This is a genomic window from Streptomyces sp. GQ60 (genome assembly GCF_059758875.1).
Map to the genome: position 1 here is coordinate 47259 of NZ_JCAXEG010000021.1, position 24529 is coordinate 71787.

Consider the following 24529-nt stretch of genomic DNA (forward strand, 5'->3'; position numbering starts at 1 on the left):
GCAGGACGGAACCTCGGCGGCCCAACTACATCTCGCGGTGCTCCGTCCCCGGCTCCTTGGGCAGGAACAGCTCCTCGGCGTACACGATCTCCTGTGCCTGCATCCGCACCGCGTTCCGCACCGCTGCCCGCTCCCCCATCGGAACCTGCAAGATCAGGTCCTGCGCCACTTCCCCGATCCTCTCCCCCACCCGCAGATCCAGGCGCACGAAGTGGGCCTCCTGTTCCGCGGGCGTCCCCAACTGCTCCAGGGCCTGGGGCCGGTACGTCTCCCAGTACTCCCTCGCCAGCCGCCCGTGCCTGCTCAGCTGCTTCATCGCCGATCCCTTCCTCGTCCGTACGGAGCGGCCGCTCCACATCCTCGGTGCTCACAGATCCTCCCCGACGGCTGCACGGTCAACGCACCCCGCCGTACGGCGCGAGCGCCGGGGCGGACGTGATCGATGTCCATCGGAAGAACCAATGCGGAGGACACGGCCTACTGATCGTTTTCCCCGAGCAGGCCGAGTGCCATCACCGATGTGGGTGACTCCTGCCCCAGGCCACTCCGCCCTTTACCCGGTAAAGATGCGCGTGGAGCCGGAAGGAGACGACGAAGGCCTTGGTCATCTTTACCGGGTAAAGATGACCAAGGCCTTCTGCGGGCTCGACTAGCTCGTGCTGGGGAGGGCGAGGAGCCGATCCAGCACGGAACTCCGCTGCTCATCGTTCAGGCGCTCGAAGAGTCGCTCCAACAGAACGAGGCGCTGCTTCTCGTCGTCCATCTTCTCGAAGACCAGATCAGCAACCTCGTTACCGTCGTGCCACGGCACTCTGGGAACCTTCCGGATGTCGACCATGATGGGTTCGCCCCGGAGCGGGCTCCCCTCGGCAGCGGTCGATGTCGCGTCACCCAAGGCCGCCGAATCCTGCGGCTGCGCCGGGCCGGAGTCATGACTTCCCCGGTCTTGGCTCGGGACGGGCGTCTGCGCGGCGGGGGTCTGCGGTGGGGTCGCCTCGGCTGCTGCTGCCCGACCGCGCGGTTTACGGGGCTCCTTGGCAGCATTGATGGCCTGCTCTGCCTCAGCGTGCTGTTTGGCAGCAGGCAGCCGACCGATCCGGCGCCCTTCTCGCACCTTCAGCTCTCCGGACTCAACCTTCCCCTGCAGGTCGTCGGCAAGGTTGAGGAGTGCCAGTCGCTGGGAGACCCAGCCTTCCGTCTTACCCAGTCGCTTCGCGACCTTCCCCTGGGTGCCGTGAGCGGCTACCAATTCTTGAATCGCCTTCGCCTGCTCAACCGGTGGCACGTCGACGCGATGCACGTTCGCGATCAGGGCTGCTTCCAGAAGGTCGGCAGCACTGGCAGCCAGGGCGTCATTGACGTCGATGCGCAGCTCGGCGAGTCCTGCCTCACGGGCAGCAGCGAGGCGCCGGTTTCCGTCGATGACGACGTACTCGGCTTGCCCGATCTCCTCACCCTGGTCTCCGTGTACAGCGAGGAAGGCGGCCCTGCGGACGACAGCAACGGGCTGAAGCTGGCCCCGTTCACGTAGGGAGGTCGCTGTCTCGTCGATCTCGGTGAGCTCGTGGCGCGGATTGAAGGGGTTGTGTGCCAGTTCCCCCAATGCCACGGCCGCCGGCGGTCGCCTACCTTCGCCCGCCATGATCTGGCTTCGGGTCCGGATGCTGCGACGCGTGGGCTCCGCGTCCTGTCCTTCGTCATCAACACTAAATCCGCGGGTGATACGGGATGCGGGGCTCATACGGCCAGTTCCTTTGCCAGGTCGCGCATCGCCTGGGCGTGCTCGCTGTCAGGTGCGTACTCGAAGAGGGGGATCTCCCCGTCGGATGCTTCTCGGCCTTCCTTAAGATCACCGATGACCGCAAGGACTGAGGGGGAGGAGCTCATCTCCCACTGCCTCTTGTTCTCCTTCACCAGCTTGCCCCTACGGCTGTCGTACGCGTTAACGACCAGTCCGAGGTAGTCGATCTGGATGCGGCCCTTCTTGCAGAGGTCATCCATCTGCCGCTTGAGGAGGCGGAATGCGCGGTGGGAGGCCCTGTTCGCCCAGACAGGCGTGATGACGCCGGAGCGGTCGGCAAGCTCCCCGTCCCTGCGGCGAACGTAGTAGAGGGCGGTGTCCATGTTCAGGCCGAGGCTGGGCGGACCGTCGATGACGATGATGTCGTACTCGGCCTCCAGCGGTTCGAGGGCGCGTTCCAGGGCGGCTTCGCTGAAGGACACCTTCGAGAGGGCGACATCGCGCAGGAAGGCGTCATCCGAGGCGGGCAGCAAGTGAAGACGCCCGCCGAATCGCTCTTGGTCCAGAGCAACGAGGAGCTCGTGGATGTCGCCCTTGGCCGTGCCGTCCATGTGCATGAGCAGTGTGTCGACGTCGTCCTCGTACATCACGTCCTCGAAGCCGAGCTCAGCCGTCAGATGACCTTGGGGGTCGTAGTCGACCAGCAGGACACGCTTTCCGTCCTCGGCGAGCGCCTGAGCGACGCCGGACGAGATGAAGGTCTTACCGACCCCGCCCTTCTGGTTCGCGACTATCACCCGCGTTACCGGCTGGGCGTGGAGTGGGGCCGAAGGCGACGGGTGGTTGTCCAACCAAAGGGTCAGCGCCTGGGCGAGTCCCTGAACATAGGTGACGCCTCGCGATGAGCAAGTCTCCTTGAACTCCTCGGGCTCACCTGCCGACAGGAACGTTCCCCAGGTCTTGGCGCCGGTCGTGTCGACCTCCGGCGAATCGGAGGCCAGATACCAGGACTTAATCGCGTGCTCGGTGGCGTCCTGGATGTCCATGCCGTGCTCGAAGGCACGGATCTTCAGGAGTCTACGCAGCTGAGGGGTGAGCGAGGTGATTAGTTTATCTCGCCCGCCTCCTTGGGTGGGAATGACCATAGGACCGAACATTACTAGGTACTTGGCCCGCAAGCTCCTGCGACATCAGTGTGAATAGCGGCAAATCACCCCTGCATCCACGAGGCTTCATCTTTACCGGGTAAAGATGAAGGTCGGCCAGCGCTCCGGCGCCGCTCGCCGTCCAGAGGACTGAGGCCCGAAACGCACAGAGGGCTCGGCCCGCACACGTCGTGCGGGCCGAGCCCTCTGTCATGGTCAGCGCTGGACAACGGCGCGGTTGATGTCCTGGTGGATCAGTTCGACGTTGAGGCCGCGGAAGGAGAAGGCCCGACTCGCGCCATCAAGGCCGAACCCGGCGGCCTGCTCGACGTCGCCGGCGACGACGGCTCGCAGCGCGAGGGCCGCGGTAGCAGCCTGATGGCGTCCGCTGGCGCACTGCGTGACGACAGTGATGGGTGCGGTGCTCGTCCCGGTGAGGTAGCCGCTGATCTGGAGTGCAGTCGCGGCCAGGATTCGACGTACACCCGGCGAGTTGATGAAGGCCTCGCGGACGGCTTCGTCGGTGGCGGAGCGTTCGCGCAGCTCCTGGACACAGTGCGGGTCGCGGAAGTGGTGGCCGAAGTCGACGGCAATGGTGGCTCGCTGGAGGATGTCGGCGTGCTCCGACCGCTCCATGCCATGGAAGTGGCCGATGGAGACGATGGTGATGTCGGCGGGCGGCTGGGTGATGACGCGGTCTCGGCTGGGGTCCCAGCCGGTGCAGTGCGTGGCGGTGCGGCCGTCCCTGGCGTAGCGGGCGGTGATCTGCCAAGAGGGCCAGGTGTCCCGCGGTCCGCACTCGATCGCGGTGACCTCGTAGGCGGAGTCCTCGCTGCCGTGGTCGTAGTGGCCGCCGACTCGGCGCGGGCCGATCTGGAGCCAGGCCCACGCGAGGTGGCTCATCTCGTAGCCGGGTTCGTCCCCGAGAGACTCGGCGGCGGTGCTGTTGCCGCACTCGCGGCATGCCTGGAGCGCGGCCGGGCTGACGAGCCCGCAGGCGGCGCAGGTCCACGATGGGCGTTGGCAGTCGTGGCATGCGTCGTACGTGGGCGGGTTCTCGGCGCCGCAGACGCAGGCCCAGGCGCAGCCGGCGGCCTTCGCCGCGGTGAGATCCTCGAAGTAGGTCATGTGGGCTCCGTAGGTTGAGTTGATCGGTTCGTCGCCCGCGGCGGGCGCCGTGCGATGGGCGGGCGCCTATCCGGGGGGGGGCATGGCGCGGCACGACCCGGCGTGCCGCTGGGCCCGCCCGCCGGGATAGGGCGGTGGGCGTAGGAACCGGAACGGCGCGCTCCCGGCGGGGAGCGCGCCGTTCGGTCAGGCGTCCTCGCCGCGCGCCTCTTCCGGTCGGCTGCCCAGGGCGACCTTCGAGGTTTTCCCCTCCTTGATCCGGTGGATCTCCCCCTTCTTCTCCAGCTTGTTCAGCACGTTCGCGAAGGTCGACTCCGGGACTCCGGAGGCGGTCTGCAGCTGGCCTCGTTCCACGTAGTCGATGTCGTCGGGGTCGATGTCGTCGCCCTGGTCGAGCATGTCGACGTACATGGGGTCGGACTCGTCACGGAGGGCGGCCAGCACTTTCTCCTCCGAGGTCAGCTCCTTGGCCTTCGGGAGGTCAACGCCGGCGAACGAGGTTCCCGCCGTGCCGGTGCCGCCTTCGCCGTCCTTCTCCTCGAAGCCGGGAATGGGGGTCTGGGCCAGCTCCTCCATGTGCGCCTGGTCGCCCCACCAGGGCACGTCGACCGGGGCCATGATGTTCTCCGGCCGGATGTGCGCGGTGGCGTCCTCCAGGGTGTCGATCCGCATCATTCCGGCGCGTCCGCCGGGCGCGGCGACGTACCCGAGTCCGAAGGTGCGGCGCGGATCCGACTCGGCCATGGTCGGGTCGTAGACCAGCGCGTCGTCCTCCTCCACCCATACCGCCGGGATCAGCGAGGGATCCAGGCCCTCGAAGCCGTCGGGAAGGTCGCCCAGGTTCACCTGGTCGCTGTCGGTGCGCAGGATGATCCAGGTGCCGCCGGCCAGGAGGTTGGCGCGGATCGCCTGCTCTCCGCCGAGCTGGTCGAGGTTGACGGTCTGGTTGATCAGGACCCAGGGCATGCCCAGGGAGCGGGTCAGGGAGGCACCGTCCTTGACGATCTTGATGGCTTCCTTGCGGTTCGGTGCTCCCGGGGCCAGCATCTGGGCGGCCTCGTCCAGGATCGTGGCGCAGTACGGCCTGAACGCGGACGGCTCGAAGTTCTTCAGGTCCAGGCGGGCGGCCTCTTCGATCCGGTGCTGGAGGACCCACCAGGAGATCCGCATGGCGCCGAGGGCGCCGATGTTCGTCAGGCCGCTGTAGGAGGCCATCTTGGGGATCGCGGGGTTGGACGCTCCCTTGGGGTCGCCGTAGATCTGGGCCATCCTGTTGGCGTGGTAGGCCAGGCTGATCATCTGGCCCGTGCCTCCCTTTCCGGAGCCGGTGGTACCGGCGATCACGACGTGGAGGGCGCCCAGCTTCGGGTCGAAGAGCTGGATCCGCGCGGGGAACCCGCTCACGATCTTCCCGATGTTGACCCAGCCGCCCGGGGTGGCCTTCAGCGAGTCCAGGCCCTGGAAGTCATGGCCGGCCTCCAAGGGGTTGTGGTCCATGACGCGGATGATCGCGCGGCGGGGATCGCGTCGTCCCGGCTCGTAGGAGACGAGGTCGATGGAGCGGCGCAGCGCTCCGGCCAGCTCACCGAGGTTGACGACGCGGGGGAGTGCGTCCAGGTCGTCGTCGGCCACGACGCGCGCCACCTGGCCGCCCGTGTTCTCGTCCTTGCCGACCTCTTCCAGGTGGGTCTTGGGCAGGACCCGGGCCTGGACTCGCTTCCAGGCGCCCTGGAGGGTGGAGGGGTCCAGCTCCGCGCGCTGGGTGTACCAGACGGTGATGAACGCTTCCCCGGAGTGCGCGCCGTACTTCATGGTGATGTCGCCGACCGACCGGCCGAAGAGGCTGGAGACGGTCTCCTTCGCCACGTTCACGGAGTCGCCCAGAGCCGCGGTGATCCGTCCCTCCCAGCGGTCCGCGTAAATCACGACGTCAGAGAGGACCTGGTTGCGGTGGCGTCCGCTCTTCGGGTCGCTGATCACGCGCCCCCAGGCCGCGATCATCTTGTCGGCCAGGGACACCGGGCCGGGGGCGCCGGTGTTAGCGGGGACGGCCTGCGCTGTCGGCTGCGCCTGCTCCACCTTGATCTTCTGCCTGCCGAAGACGCGGCGCAGGCGCCAGCCGGTGAACCCGACTGCGGCCCACCAGCCCAGCGACAGGATCCCGGGAACGGTGGTCGGCTCGAAGACACCGGCCATCAGCGCTTCGGACGCCTCGGCTCCGCCCAACTGGCCCAGGGCCAGGCCCATCCCGGTGGTGATCGTGGAGATCCCCATGGTGTCGCGGTGCGCCCGCGCGATGTCGATCCCGGGGAGCTGGTTCGCCCAGCGGCCCAGGCGGTTCATGTAGTTGGCGCCGGCGAACGTCGCGCCGGCTACGAAGCCGATCCCGACGTAGGTCGCAGCGTTCGGGTCCAGGAAGGGCGCCAGGATGCCCACGCCGACGGGGAGGGCGATCTGGAGCGCCGCGGCGGCGCGCTCCGCGGGCTTCGCGTTCGGCACGGTCGTGGTGAGGGTGGACATCGTGGGCTGCTCCTGTCTGGGTTCTGGGGGATCCGCAAAGGCGCGGCCGGCCCGCTGGGTGTGATCCCCGGGGCCGGCCGCGCCGGCGGTGGGTGGTGCTGGGTGCTGCTATTCCTGCTCGAACCAGTCGCGCGAGACCTTGTCCAGGTCCGTCACGTCGGAGCGGTCGAAGGCTTCCTGGAACCCGGCGTGGGTCGTGCGGGCCTGGTCGCCTGCCGCCTTCGCGGCCTTCGCGGTGTCGGACGTCTTCGACGCGTAGTCGATCGCGGCATCCGACACACCGCGGATGACCTTCGCCAGCTCCTGGCACTCCGCCAGGGAGTCGCGGTCCACGCTCTTGGCGCCCAGCGCGTCAGCGTCGGAGGCGGTGTCGTCGGCCAGTTCCTTGATGTTGTCCGCGGCCCTCTTCACGCCCTCCGCGTTGCGGGCCAGGGCCTTCTCCTTAGCCTCGGTCTTCTTGACCAGGACCTTGTACGTCAGTTCCGCCATGATCTTCTGCCTCCCCTGGTGCTACGCGGCGGGCGCGTAGGAGCCCTTGTCGTTGTAGAACCGCAGCTCGGCCGGCTTCGTCTCGTCGCTGTCCACGACCGCCTTGTAGAGCGGCGCGTACCGGGTCCCGATGTTGGTCAGGACGACCCGGCACATCTCCGCCGCTCGCTTCGCACGCTTGTGGAGCTCGGCGGCCTCCGTGGCCTGGGCCTTCGCCGCGTCGGCCAGCTTGCTCAGCTTCGCGGCCAGCTTCTCCCCGCCTTTGACGGCCTTCGCCTGGTCGGCCAGTTCCTGGCAGTCCTTCGCCTCGTCCTCCGCCGCGGCCTCAAGCGACTTGCAAGCGTCGGCCACCTTGATCAGGTGGGTTTCCTTGGCCGACAGCTTGCGTTCGTACTGCTTGAAGTTCCTGAGCTCCTTCCGGCTGATCGAGCGGGCACCGTCCGTGCCCAAGCTCAGCGTGTTCGCGTCGATCTGCTTGACCAGCAGGGGCTTTACGTCCGTGCTCACTCCGTCGTCTCCTTCGTCCGGCGGGGCGATGACGATCGTCCGGCCTTCGGGCCCGGTCACCGTCGTCCCCTGCTTCGGGTCGTCCCGCTTCGGGTCCTGCTGCTTCGCCTTGTGGTCGGTGCGCGCCTTGTCCAGCCGGGCGTGCTCCTTGCCGTTCTGCTCCTTCTTGTCCTGGTAGCCGTCCTTGGTGCCCTGCGCGTACGCCTTCACGTGGTCGACCGCGTTGCTGACCGCGGAGCCGTCGCCGTGACCGACCTCCCGCGAACGCTGGAGCGGGGTCCGGTTATCGGGCCCCTTCGAGCTGTCGCCGGCCGCGCCGTTCTTGCCGGAGCCACCGCTCGAACCGGGTCCGCCGCCGCTCCCGGAGGAGCCGCGCGCGCCGGACCCGCCGCTGCTCCCGGAGCCACCGCGCGAGCCGGACCCGCCGCCGCTCCCGGAGGAGCCGCCCGAGCCCTGGCCGCCGCCGTCCTTCTTCAGGTCGACCTTCGAGCCCCTGCCCGTGTCGGCCTTGTCCTTCGAGGTTCCGGAATTACCGCCGGACGAGCCGCCCGACGTCGATCCGCCGCCACTTCCGGAGGCACCGGCCTTTCCGTCCTTGCCAGCCTTTCCGCCGGATCCCACGTTCCCCGAGGAGCCGTCCTTCCCCTTACTCCCGGAGTCCTTCGCTCCCTTGGGGCTGGTGTCCTTCAGTGAACCGCCGCCACCGTTTCCGCTGGTGCCGCGCCCACTGCCGGTTCCACCGCTCCCATTTGCGCCGGACGACCCGCCCCCGCCACCTCCGGTGACGCCGCCTCTTCCGCCGCGTCCGGTACCCGTGGAGCCGCTCCCAGTGGAATTCCGGCCCGAATTTCCACCACTACTTCCACCGGAATTACGGCTCCCTCCACCGGCCCCTCCGGAGCCGTTTCGGGTGGGAAGTCCGGGCGAATTCATGACCGTGGTGGTCCGGGCCTCTTTCACCTGGTGCGAACTGGCCCTGGCTTTCTCCAGGTCGAGGCGCTTGTTCGCTGTCCCGCCGCCCTTTGCCCAGCGGGTCGCGCCCGCCCGGATCAGCGTTTTGAATACGCCCTCCTTGTACCGGGTACCGGCCGCGTCGGATCCGGCCCCGGTCAGGTCATCCGGGGCCTTGAACGACTCGCTGGTGACGCCCGGGGAGGAGCGGTCCACCACTCCGTCGGGGTCCGCCTTCGCGGCCGGATCGTCACCGTTCGGCCTGGCCCCGGCGCCGGTCGCGGTGACCGGTCGGGCGGGCTCCACTGCGGCCATCAGGGCGGCCATGATGCCGGTGTCCGCGGCAGGTGCCGGCGCGGTGCTGGCGGTCGGCGCAGCGGGCGGATCGAGGGGTCCTGCAGGGACCGGGGGCGCCGTATCGGTCGCCATGATTTCCTCACTCTCCGTGTCGTCGGTGGTTCCTTACTCCTTACCTCCCAGCGGAGAGCAGCCGATCAGCCGGACCTCGGGAGGCTGATTGCGGTGCTCTCCGCCAGGAGGGAGGGAGTAATTAATCACCGTGCGTGACTATGCGTCGGCCTTCTTGCCCTTGCGCGCGAACACCGCGATGACCAGGCCGCCACCGGCGACGAGACCCAGCAGGGCGGGGGAGTTGATCCCACCGCCCCCCGCGTTCCCGGCGTCCTGGGCGCTGCCCGCGGCCTGCATGCCGAACCCGTCGGTGGTCTCGTACTGCTGCTTGCAGTCCGCCACGACGGCGCTCCTCGGGGGCGCTGCGTACCCCTGGCCGGTCAGGGCGGAGGAGTCCTTCACGCACTTGTCGACGGCCGCCTGGATCTTTTCGGCGGAGGCGGTGGCGGCCTTCTTGTCGGTGCTGGCCTGCTCGTTCCGGATCCTCATTTCCTCCAGCTCCAGCTTCTTCATCTGGATCTGGAGGGCGGCGGCCTCCTTCTCGTCCTTCGCGACGGCCGCCGAATGGGCCTGGAACCAAATGGTTCCACCCCCGATGAGTGCCACCCCGACCACTGCGATGGCGACCTTTCCACGGCGGGTCAGACCGGCCTTCTTGTACTGTGCGACCGGGGTTCCGTACGGCCCCTCGTCGGCGTACGGAGAGGAATCCGACTCGCTACTCCCGAAGGCCATTCCTGCCGCCATTCCGGCCTGAATTCCTTCGAACAGCTTCTGTTCTTCCGGTGTCATTTCAATCTCCGTTCTTGCGCGCCAGGTCAGAGGCCGCCGAAATCATGGCCTCCACACCCCGGAAGGTGTTGTGGGGAAGGTCGTTCCATTCCCAGAACCGAATATTCATTCCCTGGCGCGCCAGCTGGTCCTGTAGGTAATTGACGGCCTTTTCCCGGTCGATTTTGGTCACATGCCCGGTGGATTCCAGAAAGGTCTGGGCACCCCTGACGCACATGCGGCCGGTGGGGGAGAAATCGAAGCTCTGGCACCAGCCGTAGCGGGTGAGAACTTCGATGACCTGGATGAGGTGGTACGACGGCCGCAACGGGCGCGGCTCCTGCCAAAGCGCCAGGTCAGCCATCGCGGACCGGATCCCACGGGGGATCAGGCGCTGTCCCCAGGTCGGGGGGTCGGGCGCCCAGATCTTCAGGGCGGGCGGGATATTCGCGGGGGGTGCCAGCGGGGGCGCCGGCGAAGTCGTGCGGGTGAAGCCCTCAGACGTTGGCGCCGTGGGTGCCATGCTGCGCTCCTTCCTTGCGTACATCGGGCGATGGGGAGGGGGTTCATGCGGCCGTGCCCCGAGGCATGTCCGCGGGGCCGGGGTTGTGCTCGGCACAGGGTGATCGGCCGCGGTCCGCTCGGGGCGGGCGCGGGCGAGCGGCCTGTCGGCCGTGGCCGTCACCGGTCCGCGCTCACGCTCAAGGGCGTGAGCGCGGACCGGGGGCGACCATGAGCGGCAGGGCGACGCGTGTGCGGACCGGTCAGCGGTCCGCGTACTGCTTAAGGGCGACGGCGATCTGTCCGGCGCGGTCCGTGGCGATGGTGCCGCCCTCGGTCCGGACCGCCCTGGCGATGTTGTTCCGGTTCAGCGGCTCGTTACCGGTCCGGAGCCGGTCCAGCGCGGTCCGCTCCAGGGCTGTGAGCGTGATGACGGTGTAGTCCGGACCGACGCCCTCGCGCAGGTCCGGACCGTCGACCTCGTTCAGTGCCTCCTGGTTGGCCGGTCCGGTGCGGTCCGAATCCTGCGGTCCGGGGGCGGCGTCGGCGGTCCAGACCGTCACCCCGCGCCCGATCGCCGGGCCCTGGGAAGCGAGCACGGTCCGCGAGCTCCGGTCCGGACCGGACCCGGTCAGCCGGTCAGCACCCTGTGGTCCGGCCGGACCGGCCGGACCGGCGGAACCGTCCTCCAGTGCAAGCGCCGGTCCGCCGGTCCGGTCCGTGGCTCCTGCGGTCCGGACCGGGCCGTGGACCGCGTTCCGTTCAGCCGGACCGGACCGGACCGCGTACTCGCCGTGCTGGACCGGGCGGACCGAAACGGGGACTTCAAGCGGTCCGTGCCGGTCCGTGCGGGCCAGGGTGAGGATGGTGGGGATGGCGGCCGGTCCGTGATCGTCAGCCGCGACGCGGGGGACGACGACCCGGTGCAGGGCCAGACCGGTCCGGACCGCCTTGCGGTCCGCGAGGTCCGCGCGCGCCGCGGTCCAGGCCCGGTCCAGCGTGGTCAGGCGCGGGTCGGTGATCGCGAGGGACCAGGCGGTGAAGGAGTGGACCGGGTAGCGGACCCATCGGACCGCTCCGATCGAGGGCCGCGCCTTGGCGACCCTGCCGTCCTCACGGAGCTTGCGGCGGTGGATCAGGGAGGCGTACAGCTCCCACAGCACCATCCCCACGATGCTCATGGCGGCGAAAGCGACGGCCTTCGGGGTGAAGTTCCAGTAGGTCATCTGCTCCGTCCACTTCTGGGCCTCCGCGTCCCAGGACCGGCTGCCGGCCACCGGCTCACCAGAGGCGTGCCAGAAGTTCATGGCCGCAGCGCCCAGAGCGAAGATCCACGTGGAGACCCGGTAAAGGGTTCCGGCGTCGCCGCCCTGGCGGGCCTGGTGGTACATCCAGCCCACGAACGCCGTCGACAACTCCCACGCGGCGGCGAACAGGATCGTGAAGGGGACGACCCAGCCGAGGATGTCCTCGGCGAACCCGGCCTGCCCCGTCCACGCGACGGCCATCGGAGCGGTGATCGGACCAATCACCATCAGGCGCTCCGCGTTCACCTTCACGAACTGCTTCACGCGGTCGGTCACGGCCGGCTTCCCGGCGCGGTCCGCCGCCCGCAGCTCCCGGGCCTTCGCCTTGCGGACCTCCTCCGCGTCCCGGCGCTCCTCACGGGCCTGGCGCTTGAGCCGCTTGCGCTCCAGTGCCTGCTCGGTGCGGTTGGTGGCACGCTTCATCCGGGCAGCGGCCTCGGCCACCATGTCGTCGGCGGCCTTCAGCGTGACCTGCGCGTCCGCTTCCCGCAGCCGGGCCTGCGCCAGCGCCTGCTCGGCTTCCGCGAGGTCTGCGTCCTGCTTGGTGCGGGCGCCCGCGAGGATGCGGTCGGCCTCCTCGCGGGCGGTGCGGGTCAGCCGCTCGGCGTCCTCGGCCGCCGTCGCCCGCAGCCGGCCGATGTCCTCCTTGGCCAGCGTCCGCGTACGCGCCGCGTCCACACGGGACGCCTCCCGCTCGCGGGCGGCGTCCTCACGAAGCTCGGAAGCCGCCTTCTCCGCCCCGGCCTTCACCTGCGCGGCCTGGGCGTCCGCGCTCTCACGCAGCCGGGCGGCCTCGCCCCGCACCCGCTCCAGGAGCACTTCGGCGTCGGCGGAGGCACGGGTGCAGGTTTCCAGCGCCATTCGCTCCGCGCTGGCCACCAGCTCGGTGCGTGCGCTCTCCGCGTCGGCGAGGAGCTTCGCGGCGGCCTGCGCTGCCTCGGTGCGGACCTGCTCCGCCGCCCCGGCCGCCGTGACGGCGATCTCATCCGCCTGCCGGCGGGCATCGGCGAGCAGCTGCTCGGCGGCCGTCTTGGCGTCTGCCAGGACCTGGTCGGCCTCGTCTGCCGCCGTCTTCGTGACGGTGTCGGCCTCGCAGCGCGCGTCGGCGAGCAGTTGCATCGTCGTCTCTTCGGCGGCGGCCCGGCACTGGTCGGCGTCGGCGGCCGCAGCGGTGGCGGCCTCCGTACGGACCTGGTCGGCGTCCGTCGCGGCGACGGCCAGCAGGCGGGACTGCTCCGCAGTGGCAGCCTCGGCGATCGAGGCCGCCTCGGTGCGGGCGCCGTCCAGCAGCGCGGTTGCACGTGCCTCGCCGTCGGCGAGGGTCCGCGCGACATCGTCGGCTGCCAGGTCCCGGAGGTCGGCGGCGCGGTCGGCGGCGTCGGCCAGCAGCGCGTTGAACTCCGGGTGCACGATCGGCGGCTTCCCGGCGGTGGTCTCGTCCGGGGCGGCGGCCTGCGGAGTGATGGGAGCCGGCGCCGACGCCTTGCCGCGCCCGGTGGCGCGGGACTGTGCCGCTGGGCGCTTGCGCCGGGTGGAGGTCTTGGTGGCCACGGGGGGGGTCCTCTCTGTTTTCCGGCGCTCCGTAAGGAAGGAGGCGCCGCGGATCAGGCGTCGGTCGGTAGGGTCGTGACAAGGCCTCCGGGCCCCCGGCAGGTCGAATGCCGGGGGCCCGGAGGCTGACTCGCAGGGGGGAAGGAGCCACGACCCGCTGCCGGGAAGCCGTCAGCTGTTGGCGCGGTCGCGCTTGAAGCGGCGCAGCCCCGGCAGCAGCCGGAGCAGCTCGGCGACACCGACGCGTACCAGCTGGCGGACCTCCTCGGCCTCCTCGGAGGCAAGCTCGTCCGGGGTGCGGACCGGGCGAGCGACGGGCGTTCCCCGGTCGGCCGCCTGCCGGTCGAGGCGTTCGTTCAAGGCCGCGCTGCAGAGCATCCGGGCGCAGGCCACCAACTCGGTGGCGGCGTCCAGCAGGCGGGCGATCACGGCGAGCTCCTCGCCGGACGCTCCCCCGTCCAGCAGGTCGGCGGCCTCGTCGAGCAGGCTGTGCGCCGCAGCCAAGTCAGCGTGGATCTCCGGCGTGCTGTCCGGTCGCGGCGCCAGTTCGGCGACCTGGCGGCGCAGACCCGCCAGACGGGACGCCCGATAGTGAACGTCCTCGGAGGCGCCGAGGGCAATGAGCCGGGCAGCGGTGCGGGTCGCAGTCCCGGCGGAGCTGAGGTAGTTCGTCGTGGTCATCGCGGTCTCCTGGTCGAATCAGTTGAGCAGGCACCCGGCGCGGTGTGCCGGCTGCCTGGGCCGGGCGGCCACAGCCACAGCACCCCGGAGCCCACCGGGCTCGGGGGTGCTGGACTGGTAGCGGTCCGGTCAGCGCCGCTTCGCGGCGAGGTGCGTGCTGTAGTCGTCCTGGTGCTTCGCGAAGTCGGCGTAGAGGCGCTGCCCGTCCGCGCACCGGTCGTACATCGAGCAGGACTTGCAGGTGCTCGCGTGATGGCGCTGCTCGGCGGCGGCCGCCATGTACCGCGTGTACAGCTCGTCAGCCACGCGAGCCGACCGCCTTGGCCTCTCCATGCCGGCGGAGCTGGGCTTCGGCTGTACGGCGTGCCGCGGCGGCGTGGTTGGCCGCGTCAGCTGCTGCCTTGGCGGCGGCCTTGGCCTGTTCGAGGGCGGTCATCGGGCCACCTCCGTGCCGGAGACCGGGTGGAGACGCAGGATCGGCTGGCGCTTGTAGTCCGGGGCCATCTCGGCCAAGGTCCGGCGTGCCCGGCGCCCCGGCTGAATCCGGTGGTCGTGCTCGTTGGCGATGCGGCGCAGGAGCTGGCCGAGCGCCTTGTTGGCGTCGGTCTCGTCCCGCTCGAAGCCGCGCTTGTTGTCGTCGCGTTCCATGTCGTCGTAGATCCCGGCCTGGGGCGCGGGCGGGTTCGTTGCGCGTGCCATGATCTGCATGTGGGTCGTCCTCTCAGGAAGGTGACCTGCTGTGGCAGCCCCGGGGATCCCTACTCCTTGGAGCTGCCTCTTCGCTCCCCTGCCAGGGAGCGAGCTGCGTTCGAGCAGCCACGGCCGCCGCCGCTCCGTTTCCGGGGCGGCGGCGGCCGTGAGTGTTCGTTGGCGTGGTACGAGTCAGCGCGGCGGGCAAACCCTCTGTACCTGCACGCTGGGACCATCGGTCGGTGAGTCTCCGGCGGGACGCTGCTCTCGCTGGGCGTCAGCCCGCCTAACCTGCGGAACGACCGCCGCCCATTCAGCGGCGCGCTTCCGGGGGAGCTGACGAATCCGACGGCTCTCAGCCTCGGCCGCACGGATTTCGAGCAGCTCCTCGGCCTGACGGCGGAGCGGCTCCTGTCGGGTCAACCGCACGAAGATGGCGCCCAATCGTTCACCATCCGTGCAGTGCGCGCGGCCGGTGCAGGCCGAGCATCGGCTTCGGTGAGCGGTATAGGCCTGCCGCGCCGACTCGGCGTTCAGCTGGGCGGGGACCATGCGGCTTACCGGCGGCGCAGGCGGCGTCTTGGGCTTGCGCAAGACCTTCGTGGTGCGGCGCGCCCCGGCGTCAGTGTTCGCGTCGGTCGTGCGCTCCGTCCACTGGGCGATCGTGAGGTCCAGGAGAACGAGTCGATTGCTCCCCGGGCAGCGGTGCTGGCCCGGAGCACCCGCACGAGCGGCGTGGTGGGGGACCAACTTCGGTGCGGCGCCCTGGGCACCAGTGACGGCGGACCAACGCTCGCAGTCGGGGCAGACCAAGGAGATGAAGTCGGGCCTGAGGTCGACGTGGTGCGGCTTGAGGGTGGAGATCGCGACAGCGGGTCGAGCGCTGACTCGGGTGGTGCGGGTTCGGGTGGGGCGCTTTTTGGCAACAGCCGGCTGAGTGGGTGCAGACACGGTGACTCCTCGCGTTGTGCGGAGGGGAAAGGAGCGTCGCGGGCTCTCTCTGCCCGGCAGGCCGGAAGGCTCCGGATTCCTGTCGGACAGACAGCGCGTCGGCGCTGCGTCGTGCGCCGCAGGAGTCACTGACCGGGGGATTTGATCGAGCTATCGACCCCGGCCGCTCCGAGGAACGGTGACTGCTGCGGTCTTGCGGTGGTGCTGATGTTGAGCGGCTGAATCTGACCTGGTCAGCTGGCCGATGCCACTAACCAGGCAAGGGGCATTCGAATGCCGTTCGACCAACTCCCCTACGAGAGATCGTCGTTGGCACACCCGAGTACAGCCGAGATTGCATTGCAATGTCAAGGACTGCAACACAACTTCGATGAATGCACCGTCACGCCTAGGCGGATGCAATGCAGTCGGGCTAAAGTGCGGGCATGGCCCGATCTACACGTCCCGCGTTCCGGCAAGCTGCCGACCGGATTAGGGACTCCATCAGCAGCAGCGACTACGCGGCCGGCAGCCGCCTCCCGGCCGATGTCGACCTCGCAGAGGTCCTCGGCTTCAACCGCGCGACCATCGGCCAGGCAATCCGTCTGCTGGAGTCCGAAGGCTTGGTCTACAAGCACAAGAAGGCGACCTACGTCAGCCGCATAACGGCCCGCATCCAGTCCGATCGGACCGGTCGCTATGCCCGCGCCCGTCGCGAGTCAGGACAGAACCGCGGAGCGTTCGACGCCGAGATCCGCGCCCTGGGTATGGAGCCTGAGACTCACGCCACCACGGACCACGTTCCCGCGCCTCCGCGCGTCGCCGAGATCCTGAGTGTCAGCGCGGACGAGGTGTCGGTCCTGATGCGCGCCCGCAAGATGTACGCCGACCGAGCCCCCGTGCAGATCGCGACGTCATACCTGCCGCTGGAGATCGTGGAAGGATCCGCGATCGAAGGATCCGACACCGGCCTCGGTGGATCGATCTCCCGGCTGGGCGAGATGGGCTTCAAGCAGACCGAGATCACCGAGACCATGATCGTGCGTGTCCCTGAGCCGGACGAGGCCGAGATCCTCGGCATGACGGAGGACCAGCGAGTCATCGAGCTGACCCACGTCGGCCGGACCGCCGAGGGACGCGCCGTCGAGGTCACCATCCACGTGCAGCCCGCGCACCTGTGGTCTCTGACTTACAAGTGGGCGCTGGACGCCGACATCAACTGACCATAGGCCGGCGGACCCACCGCTGACCTTCCCACCCAACCGAGGAGAGCGACCGCATGGCCAGCAACACCATCAGCGAGGACGGGACGATCCTGCGCGACGCCCGGTCCCGTTACCGCAACCGCGCCCAGGACGGGGCGCACGGCGCGTTCGAGGTCGAGACCCGCGCCAGCGGCAAGACCCCTCGCGCCGAGGTCACCGTCAGCCGCGTCCAGGCCCCGGACGACGTCGCCGAGCTGGGCGGCGGCGACGTCGTCGTCCGCGCTCGCCGGATGTTCTCCGACGACCGCCTGGTCCAGTTCTGCGACACGTACATCCCGGCGTTCGTGGTCGAAGCCGCCCCGGCGGTCGCAGAGCAGGACACCGGCCAGGGCGGGATCATCAACCGCATGGCCGACGCCGGGCTCGCCCAGGCCAAGGTCGTCGAAGACGTCACGCTACGCCCGGCCACGACCGCGCAGGCCGAGGCGTTCGGGGTCGAGGAGGGCCAGGACCTGCTGACCATCATTCACACCGGCCGCACCGAGGACGGGCGCGTGGTCGAGGTCAGCGTGCATACCCTCGCCCCAGGCTGGACGCTGCGCTACGACGTACCACTGAGCTAGCAGACACGGGCCCCCGCCGCGGCAAGCGGCGGGGGCCCGAAGGCGCTTGCCGGCGATCTGCCCAACGGCCGCCCCATCACCCTGAGATCACGGCCTCCCTCCCGTCAACGAGGCGCCCTCAGCGAGTTGGAGCAGCCGAACGGGTGAAGCTGACCAGCATCGGCCCTGGTCGGAACGCGACACGCCGACCAGGGTGTTGCGCCATATACTCCTTGATCCGCTAGATTCCAGTTCAACACGACGAAACGTCGTGTCAGACCGCAGATCGAATGGAAGGAGGGGCAGTGCGAAAGAACTCCGCACACCAGGTCGAGGGGCTGGTCCGTGGAAGCGTCGCCGCAATCCTCAACGTCACCGGGGAGACGTGGACCGAGCTGGGAGCCGCAGTAGGGCTAACAACGGACACGGTCAGCAGGCGACAGAAGGGCACGAGCGCCTGGACTCTCGCTGACCTCGGGCGCCTCGCCGACCACTGGCGAATCGCCCCATCCAGCCTGCTCACGGGCCCGACTGAGGCCCTGGCGAAGCTGAATCGCGAGCGCGTAGAGATGATCCGCTCCGCCAAGGGGCTTCCCGTCAGGAACGGCGTTCTCGTCGCCTGAAAAGCCAGCAGCCCGGGACGTGAACGCCCCGGGCCACCGTCTCCCACTCGCCACGGTCTCGCCAGACACCGAGTGGGGCCCTACAAAGAGCTGTGAGGCACGCCGCCCGGTTCCAGCCGAGCAGCCCCACGCGCCGCTGTCTACTCTACAAAGATCCGTCAAGGGTGCAGTAGAGCAATCGACAGTCCGCGCGGGTGGTCATCACCACACAGCGGACAAGGAACCTACGTTGCACCGCATGAACCACCGCGCCGCTGCCTCGGCAGGGGCGCGATGAAGGGGATGACCTCCGGCGAGTTCGCCGCGACGACCGTCCAGACAGCTTGGGAGCCGCCCGAGGAAGTCGTCGTCTCCCACCGCCTCGCGCACGCTCCCGGTCTGCAGCCGGAAGACTATGGCGTCCTGATCCGCCTGCTGCTCCGTGACCCGAACCAACCATCGAGCATGGACGCGCTGTCGAAGGAGTTCCAGGCGACCGGTTGGAAGATGGGCGACAGTCGCCTGCGCGGCGTCATGGGACGACTCAAGAAGGCCGGCCACGTTCGCCACGACCAAGTGGGCTATGACCCCAAGACCAAGCGCCCGCGCTGGGCGTTCATGGTCTACCGGAACCCCGCCAACAACCCTGATCACGCACGCACCATCGGTGGTGTATCGCCGCAGGTCAGGTCGACTCGTGGGTTTTCAACGGATGCATCGGTTCGTTCGATTACACCCCTGTCGATTTCCAACGGATGTGCAGGTCAGATCGACCCGGCGGAATCCAACGGGTCGAACAGGCTTCCGTTGGATTCCGCCGGGTCGGATTCCAACGGAAGTGCAGGTCAGGCCGACACTGCGGTTTCCAACGGGTGGGCAGGCCACCCCCCACACCCCCCGGAGGGGGTGGTAACCCCCTCCCCCTACCCCCTCGTGTCCCAGGTACCCCAGCAGGCACCTGCGGCGCAGGAGGGGGAGGCGGGTGTCGACTCCGTCGACGGGAAGCCGTCGGGTGAGGCGATCGCGGAGGCGTACGAGTTCTTGCAGGACCTACCTCGGCCGTGGAGTGCGGGTCGTCCTACTGCTCGTAAGCTCGCGCCCCTGCTTGCTGAGGCGATCGAGACTCAGGGGTGGGCTCTTGATGAGGAGCTCATCGAGCTGCTGACGGACGAGAGCGGTCCGCCGATCCGCAGCTACCCGTCGGTGCTGTCTACGCGGATCAAGGATCTGCCTCGGCACCGGACGAAGAAGCGTGTGCGTGCAGTACCGGGTCAGAGGCACGAGGGCACCGCTGGCCTTCCCGCCCTGGACTGCAAGACCTGCTACGGGTCTGGCTGGACCGACACGGTGGGCGAGCGCTGCCCCTGCATCAAGGTCTCTGTCGCCAGCTGACCACCGAAAACGCGAGCGGCGGCCGATTCCCGCTAAGAACCCGGCCGCCGCGTCGCTGCTCAACCCAGATAGGAAGAGAGCACGCCCATGATCTCACCCGCCGTCGCCGCTGACGACAAGGCGTCCGTACCCGACACCTTCCGGAGCGCCAGCCCGCTCGAACGGGAACTCCCGCACGATGTGGAGGCCGAGCAGTGCGTGCTGGGCGCCATGATCGTCTCGAAGGCCGCCATCGTCGAGGTCATCGCGATCCTCAAGGGCCACGAGTTCTTCCGCCCTTCCCACGAAACCGTCTTCCGAGCCATTTACGACCTCTACGGCAAGGGCATCACGATCGACCCGATCGTCCTCGGCCGAGAGCTCGCCAGCCGGGGAGAGATCACCAAGATCGGCGGGGCTCCGTACCTCCACATCCTCGTGCAGTCGGTGCCCACGGCCGCCAACGGGTGGCACTACGCCGAGATCGTCAAGGAGAAGTTCGAGAGCAGGCGTCTGGTCTCCGAGGGCATGCGCCTCATGCAGATGGGTTACTCCGAGACCGTGACCACGGGAGAGGCCGTCGCAGCGACCACGGCCTCGCTCCAGAGCCTGGTCAGCGGCGCGCCCGAAGCGGCGAAGCTCTCCGTCTCGGACCGCTGGGAGAGCTTCATCGACCAGCTCGAAGCCGGAGCCGACCCGAAGGCGCTCTCGACCCCGTGGCCCGACCTGGACGAACTGGTCACGGTCTCCGGCCCGATGCTCATTACCGTCGGCGCCACCACCGGCGGTGGCAAGACGCTCCTGATGCTCAACTGGGGTGCTCACGTGGCCCTGCGCCTCGCGAAGCCCGTCCTGGTGGCGAGCATGGAGATGGGCGGCAACGAGATCCTGGCCCGGCTCACCTCCTCCGAGGCCTTGATCCCGATGGACCGGCTGAACAAGCGCCAGCTCGAAGAAGGCGACTGGAAGAAGCTGGCCAAGGTCTCAAGCCGCATGGAGAACGCGAAGAACTTCGTCCTGGACGACACGGCGGGCCTGACCCTTTCCCGACTGCGGGCCCGCATCCGCACCATGTGGGCACAGGGCAACGGACCGGCCCTCATCCTCGTGGACTACCTCCAGCTCCTCACCCCGGACACCCCCAGCTCCGTTCGCGCGCAGGAAGTCGCCGCGCTTTCCCGGGGCCTGAAGGTGATCGCGATGGAGTTCGATACACCGGTCGTGGCCCTGTCCCAGTTCAACCGCGGCGCCGTCGGCCGGCGCCCGCTGCTCTCGGACTTCAAGGAGAGCAGCGCGATCGAGCAGGACTCCAACGTCGTGCTCCTGCTCCACGAAGAGCGTGACGAGAACGACCAGCCGGTGAAGCCGGGCGAGGTCGACCTCATCATCGCCAAAAACAGGCAGGGGACGTCCGGTCGGGTTCTGCCCATGTCGGTGAGGAAGCACTACATGCGCATTGACAGCTGGGCTGCCGACGCCAGCTGATGAATTCGGTCCCGGCCGTGGCTGTGGCCACGGCCGGGGCCATCCAGCGGATCCCACATCTGTGAAGAAGGAGATCACCGTGATCACCACCGACAGCGTGCGTACGCGGTTCATCGGCGAGGACCTGGCCCAGCGCGTCTCCGACCACTGGAACCCTGTCTACCCCGCGATGCGCCGCATCCTGGACACCGTCATCAAGGCCCAGCGCGCCACCGAGCGCCCGACCGTGGACGTGGCGAAACTCGAACTGGTCCGCCGCGCGCTCGGACAGCTCGACCGCGGCACCTTCAAGGGCTGCACCCGCAGCCCCGGGCACTTCAGCGTCTATCACGCACTCCGTTCCGTCGATGAAGTCTTGAAGGTGACCTACTCGGGTGACCCGGATAAGGGAGCCATCTACCGGCTCGCCGGAGTGCTCGCGGATATCAACGCGCACACCGACGCCGCCGCCAGCACGTACTTTGCGACCGAGCGTCAGACAGGCATTCCCGGGCAGACGGTCGACCGCAGCCATGCCGACAAGGCAGACTCGGGGCAGACGGAAAGGGGCGGGCGATGACCGCGCAACCGATACACCAACACGAGCCCGAGCGTGTGCCGCGCAATGCGGAGGGGATCGCGGCCGCCCTGTCCGGGGCGCAGCGGATGGAGTTCTACCGCGAACTCCTGGCGGCCGCCCCGGAGCAGGCCAAGGGTGTGCTTCTGCGCTGGTGGGGCGAGGCGATGCTCGACACCGATCCGGAAGCCGACGCGCGGGCCGACGCGGTGCTGGCCGGCACGGTGCCCACCGTCTCGCTGGACGACCTACTTGCGCGGCGCCGGGCGGCAGGACTGACCGTTGACTGACCCGTACGACGAAGGTCTGCCCTGCGTGCTGTCCGAGAACGTCTCCCAGCTGATGATGGACCCGTCGCTGCCGCCCGATGTCTTCGGCGCGATCGTGGCCGCGATGGTCACCATCGGCGAGATGGGCGGCATCGTGCCGGGGAGCACCGCATCACCGCGGCGCCCGCAACAGCGCCGCCTCGCACTCGGAGCTGAGGGCGAACTCGGGATCGCCGAGTACGTCATCAGCCGCGACGATGACCCGCCGCAGATCGTCATCACGCACGTCCTGGTGTTCTGAACACCCCTTGGGGCCCGGCCTTCGCGCCGGGCCCTTTGCCGTCACGCGACGGTGTACGCGGTCACCCTGCCGGGGCCGTGCCCGCCGGTCGGCGGGCCAGGTTGATCAAGATCTGGGCCGTCGACTGAGAGCGGCCGGACAGGAGACCTTGATGAACCCCACCGTCGCCCGCGCTGCGGCCGGCCTTGTCACCTTCTTCGCGGTGTGCGGACTTGCCTCCCCGGCAGGGGCCGCCCCGACTGGCGCGCCGTACGAACTGCGCCTGGTGGCCGGGAACGCGGAGGATGCCGGAGCGGCCGATCTCGTGGTCGGCCCGCAGGCGGCCGGCGGCTGGGAGGTACGCGGCACCCTCACGAAGGCGACCCGGGTGCCCGGGTGCCTGCACCTGGAAGCGGGGGACGACGGCGACACGGGCCGGACCGCCGAGACGCTGGCCGTGTGGTGCGGGCAGGCCGGGACGGCGGGCGAGGTGTCCGCGCGGACAGCGCGCCCCTTCGTGTACTTGGTGTGGCGGGGCGGGGACGGCCTTCCGGCGGCCTGGTCGAGCCGACGTCTGCACCAGTAGTCCGTCCGGGTGACTTGAACGGTCGGACATAGCCCTGCTGTCTCTCCTTGCCGTAATATTTTCCATGTCGGGAGGGTGGTCGGTACCCACCCCTCCGGCAGAGGACAACCCGTCAGCATCAAGGAGACGCCATGGCCTTCACCGGCGAAGACACCCCCGTCACTGCCTCAATCGGCCTCATCGCCGAACACGCCGCGAGCATCTGGAGCGATTGCCCGACTGAGGGTACGCACCTCCTCTTCCGGATCGACGAGGCAGGAGAGGCCTGCCATCTCCGCATGGTCCGCCGCGTCGGACGTGGGTACGTCCTCGCGGAGCACGGGCCCGACTTTGACCTGGAGGACTGGGTGAACACCCCCTGGCTGCCCTGGGACGAACTGGGCGCAGAGCTGGAGAACCTCGTCGGGCAGGAGACGCGACACCCGGCCCTCGCCCGCGAGTCGGGGGGCTGGTGGAGGCTGGCCCTCAATCCGCTGGGCGACCGGGCTGAGTGGGACGTCGAGCACGACTTCGAGGCGCACGCGGTGGTCGAGAACCCTGACGCGGGGGCCCGCGACGCCGCGCGCGGCGAGAAGATCCTCCTTGGCCACCTGGCTGCCGTCCGCCACGGCCGCCGGATTGAGGACGTCCTCGCTGAGCACGACGGCCACGACCTCGCGGTCGGCGACGGCGACGGCAGGGAGGTCCGCGTTCCCGACGAGGACGCGGATCCGGCGGACTACGCCGGATCCCTGGTCGAGTGCCTCACCTGCCAGACGGACCCGTCCGCTCAGTGGGAGCGAGGCGGGAACCCCCTCGCCGTCGGCGGCCCGCTGCTCCTCGTAGGCCACGTGGTGGAGGCGGTCGTTGCCCTCCTCCACTACGCCGACGGATGGCACCACGCCTCCGACGTCCTGGAGCGGGCGCTGCTGCTCCTGGCGGAGCGACAGCGGGACGTGAGCTTCGGAGTGCCGGAGCCGACGCTGGTGGAGGACGTGGACCTGCGCGCCCTCGACACCGTCGCCGGAGCGGTCGCGGCCCACTACGCGGCGGCTGCCGCCCGATTCCGCCTGACTGACTGGCAAATCGCCGACATGGCGGAGGACCGCTTCCGCAGCCAGGTCGAAGGGGCGCGCTTCGCTGCCATCCGGGCATCGCGCACCACGGCGGAGGACGTCGCGGCCAAGGCGGCGTGAGCAGGCCACAGACACGCAGCGGCGCCCCGGGAGAAGGCCCGGGGCGCCGCTGCGTGTTCGTGCGGGGTCCGGGCCGCCGCGGCGTCCGTCCGGAAAGCGTTCGGGGGCCAGCGGTCCGACTCCGTGAGGAGACGGCGGTACCCACTGGCCCCCACCCGTCAGCATCTCCACGAAGGGAGCGCGACATGTCCGGCAGTCTATCCACAGCGCCCCTTTCCACAGGCCGTACGCGGCCTCGCACGAACTACAGGAGCACCACGTGATCCCGCGCGGCCGACCCGCCCTGACCGAAGCCGACATCGCCGCCGAGAAGGAGGTCAACCTCAAGACCTGGCAGCGCAACGAGGGCGAGTCCCTGCGCGCCCAAGTGCCGCTGGTCAACGAAGGCGGGCGCCTTCGCCTCTACGACGAGGAACAGGTCCGCGCCTACCTCGCTGGCGCCGCGTGGCCCCCCGCGCAGCAGGATCAGGGCGTGACCGCCGGTGCGGACGGCGGAGGTTCGTGGCCCCCGGCGGTGCCGCCGGGGGAGGAGCACCCGGACGACCTCCTCACCGACCAGGAGGCCGCGGCCGTGCTGGAGACGAGGGCCTCCACCGTCCGGGACTACGGCACGGGCGGATACCTGACCGTCGTCCAGCGGCACGGCCGCACCTGGTACCGCCGGGCGGACCTTGAAGCCCGGCTTAGCGCGGGCGATCAGCGCCACCAACCGCACCTCACCGGGGCCGGCCGCCCGCTGGGCTCGAAGGACAAGGCTCCCCGGCGCCAACCGGACCCCCGCGTCGCCGAGATCGCCGCCGGACTCGCCCTCGCTGCCGGGCGAGACGCTCAGCCGGCCACGGCCGCCGAGATCGCAGAGCAGTACGGCGTCGGAGAGCGCACCGCTCAGCGCCTACTCGCGGCCGCCCGCGATTACGGAGCCGACTCGGCCTGAGCCTGCCGCCGTTGCCGCCCCGCTCCTCGCTGGGCGACAACGGCGATTGGGTCCGTCCTCCCCTGCCCCGGGCGAGCCGGTCGTCCCATTGCGACGCGCCGTGCGAAATCCTCCCTGAATGTCCGTTTTTGCCGTAATGTT

25 protein-coding genes are annotated in these 24529 nt (G+C 69.3%); 11 read left to right on the forward strand and 14 right to left on the reverse strand.

Annotated elements, in window-relative coordinates; genetic code table 11:
• Positions 1–25: 25 nt before the first annotated feature.
• From AC6CKD_RS33150 to AC6CKD_RS33215, 14 genes are all read right to left on the reverse strand, one after another.
• A complete protein-coding gene (locus AC6CKD_RS33150; protein WP_498332511.1) occupies positions 26–316 on the reverse strand; it encodes a hypothetical protein in 291 nt (96 codons plus the stop codon).
• 333 nt (positions 317–649) lie between these two features.
• Positions 650–1741 (reverse strand): ParB/RepB/Spo0J family partition protein, encoded by a 1092-nt coding sequence (locus AC6CKD_RS33155; RefSeq protein WP_498332512.1) that lies wholly within the window; start codon positions 1739–1741, stop codon positions 650–652.
• A complete protein-coding gene (locus tag AC6CKD_RS33160; protein ID WP_498332513.1) occupies positions 1738–2787 on the reverse strand; it encodes a ParA family protein in 1050 nt (349 codons plus the stop codon). The genes AC6CKD_RS33155 and AC6CKD_RS33160 overlap by 4 nt, the downstream gene beginning before the upstream one ends.
• A 315-nt stretch (positions 2788–3102) precedes the next feature.
• The gene (locus tag AC6CKD_RS33165; RefSeq protein ID WP_498332514.1) at positions 3103–4014 is read right to left on the reverse strand and encodes a RapZ C-terminal domain-containing protein; all 912 of its coding nucleotides are present in this window, start codon (positions 4012–4014) and stop codon (positions 3103–3105) included.
• A gap of 186 nt (positions 4015–4200) precedes the next feature.
• Positions 4201–6534, reverse strand: a complete 2334-nt coding sequence (locus AC6CKD_RS33170; protein ID WP_498332515.1) for a hypothetical protein — start codon at positions 6532–6534, stop codon at positions 4201–4203.
• Between the two features lie 108 nt (positions 6535–6642).
• Positions 6643–7023 carry a hypothetical protein gene (locus AC6CKD_RS33175; protein ID WP_498332516.1) on the reverse strand — a complete coding sequence of 127 codons (381 nt, stop codon included), beginning with the start codon at positions 7021–7023 and terminating at the stop codon, positions 6643–6645.
• A 21-nt stretch (positions 7024–7044) separates the two neighbouring features.
• On the reverse strand, positions 7045–8151 hold the full coding sequence (locus AC6CKD_RS33180) for a hypothetical protein (RefSeq protein ID WP_498332517.1): 1107 nt from the start codon (positions 8149–8151) through the stop codon (positions 7045–7047).
• 897 nt (positions 8152–9048) lie between these two features.
• Positions 9049–9684, reverse strand: coding sequence for a hypothetical protein (locus AC6CKD_RS33185; RefSeq protein WP_498332518.1), 636 nt, complete (start codon positions 9682–9684; stop codon positions 9049–9051).
• Between the two features lies 1 nt (position 9685).
• Complete coding sequence (locus tag AC6CKD_RS33190; protein ID WP_498332519.1) at positions 9686–10186, reverse strand: DUF6197 family protein; 501 nt, start codon at positions 10184–10186, stop codon at positions 9686–9688.
• A gap of 241 nt (positions 10187–10427) precedes the next feature.
• On the reverse strand, positions 10428–13022 hold the full coding sequence (locus AC6CKD_RS33195; RefSeq protein ID WP_498332520.1) for a hypothetical protein: 2595 nt from the start codon (positions 13020–13022) through the stop codon (positions 10428–10430).
• 171 nt (positions 13023–13193) lie between these two features.
• Complete coding sequence (locus AC6CKD_RS33200) at positions 13194–13703, reverse strand: hypothetical protein (RefSeq protein ID WP_498332521.1); 510 nt, start codon at positions 13701–13703, stop codon at positions 13194–13196.
• A gap of 129 nt (positions 13704–13832) precedes the next feature.
• Positions 13833–14009 carry a hypothetical protein gene (locus AC6CKD_RS33205; RefSeq protein ID WP_498332522.1) on the reverse strand — a complete coding sequence of 59 codons (177 nt, stop codon included), beginning with the start codon at positions 14007–14009 and terminating at the stop codon, positions 13833–13835.
• Positions 14002–14139: a hypothetical protein gene (locus tag AC6CKD_RS33210; protein ID WP_498332523.1), complete on the reverse strand. Its 138-nt coding sequence runs from the start codon at positions 14137–14139 to the stop codon at positions 14002–14004. Before AC6CKD_RS33210 ends, AC6CKD_RS33205 begins: the two co-directional genes overlap by 8 nt.
• A complete protein-coding gene (locus tag AC6CKD_RS33215) occupies positions 14136–14402 on the reverse strand; it encodes a hypothetical protein (RefSeq protein WP_498332524.1) in 267 nt (88 codons plus the stop codon). The genes AC6CKD_RS33210 and AC6CKD_RS33215 overlap by 4 nt, the downstream gene beginning before the upstream one ends.
• 1367 nt (positions 14403–15769) lie before the next feature.
• Between AC6CKD_RS33215 and AC6CKD_RS33220 the strand changes: the two genes are divergently transcribed.
• The 11 genes from AC6CKD_RS33220 (at position 15770) to AC6CKD_RS33270 (ending at position 24388) form a co-directional block, all read left to right on the forward strand.
• Positions 15770–16546, forward strand: coding sequence for a GntR family transcriptional regulator (locus AC6CKD_RS33220; RefSeq protein ID WP_498332525.1), 777 nt, complete (start codon positions 15770–15772; stop codon positions 16544–16546).
• A 56-nt stretch (positions 16547–16602) separates the two neighbouring features.
• Entirely contained in the window at positions 16603–17151 is a 549-nt protein-coding gene (locus AC6CKD_RS33225) for a UTRA domain-containing protein (protein WP_498332526.1), read from the forward strand.
• 284 nt (positions 17152–17435) lie between these two features.
• Positions 17436–17753: a helix-turn-helix domain-containing protein gene (locus AC6CKD_RS33230; protein WP_498332527.1), complete on the forward strand. Its 318-nt coding sequence runs from the start codon at positions 17436–17438 to the stop codon at positions 17751–17753.
• A 282-nt stretch (positions 17754–18035) separates the two neighbouring features.
• Positions 18036–19124, forward strand: coding sequence for a hypothetical protein (locus AC6CKD_RS33235; protein WP_498332528.1), 1089 nt, complete (start codon positions 18036–18038; stop codon positions 19122–19124).
• Positions 19125–19211: 87 nt separating this feature from the next.
• Positions 19212–20588: a replicative DNA helicase gene (locus AC6CKD_RS33240; protein ID WP_498332529.1), complete on the forward strand. Its 1377-nt coding sequence runs from the start codon at positions 19212–19214 to the stop codon at positions 20586–20588.
• A 79-nt stretch (positions 20589–20667) separates the two neighbouring features.
• Positions 20668–21147 (forward strand): hypothetical protein, encoded by a 480-nt coding sequence (locus AC6CKD_RS33245; protein WP_498332530.1) that lies wholly within the window; start codon positions 20668–20670, stop codon positions 21145–21147.
• A 35-nt stretch (positions 21148–21182) separates the two neighbouring features.
• Positions 21183–21434 carry a hypothetical protein gene (locus AC6CKD_RS33250; RefSeq protein WP_498332531.1) on the forward strand — a complete coding sequence of 84 codons (252 nt, stop codon included), beginning with the start codon at positions 21183–21185 and terminating at the stop codon, positions 21432–21434.
• Complete coding sequence (locus AC6CKD_RS33255; protein ID WP_498332532.1) at positions 21427–21714, forward strand: hypothetical protein; 288 nt, start codon at positions 21427–21429, stop codon at positions 21712–21714. The genes AC6CKD_RS33250 and AC6CKD_RS33255 overlap by 8 nt, the downstream gene beginning before the upstream one ends.
• Positions 21715–21865: 151 nt before the next feature.
• Positions 21866–22279 carry a hypothetical protein gene (locus tag AC6CKD_RS33260; RefSeq protein WP_498332533.1) on the forward strand — a complete coding sequence of 138 codons (414 nt, stop codon included), beginning with the start codon at positions 21866–21868 and terminating at the stop codon, positions 22277–22279.
• Positions 22280–22410: 131 nt separating this feature from the next.
• The gene (locus tag AC6CKD_RS33265) at positions 22411–23454 is read left to right on the forward strand and encodes a hypothetical protein (protein ID WP_498332534.1); all 1044 of its coding nucleotides are present in this window, start codon (positions 22411–22413) and stop codon (positions 23452–23454) included.
• Positions 23455–23713: 259 nt separating this feature from the next.
• Positions 23714–24388 carry a hypothetical protein gene (locus AC6CKD_RS33270; protein ID WP_498332535.1) on the forward strand — a complete coding sequence of 225 codons (675 nt, stop codon included), beginning with the start codon at positions 23714–23716 and terminating at the stop codon, positions 24386–24388.
• Positions 24389–24529: the final 141 nt, after the last annotated feature.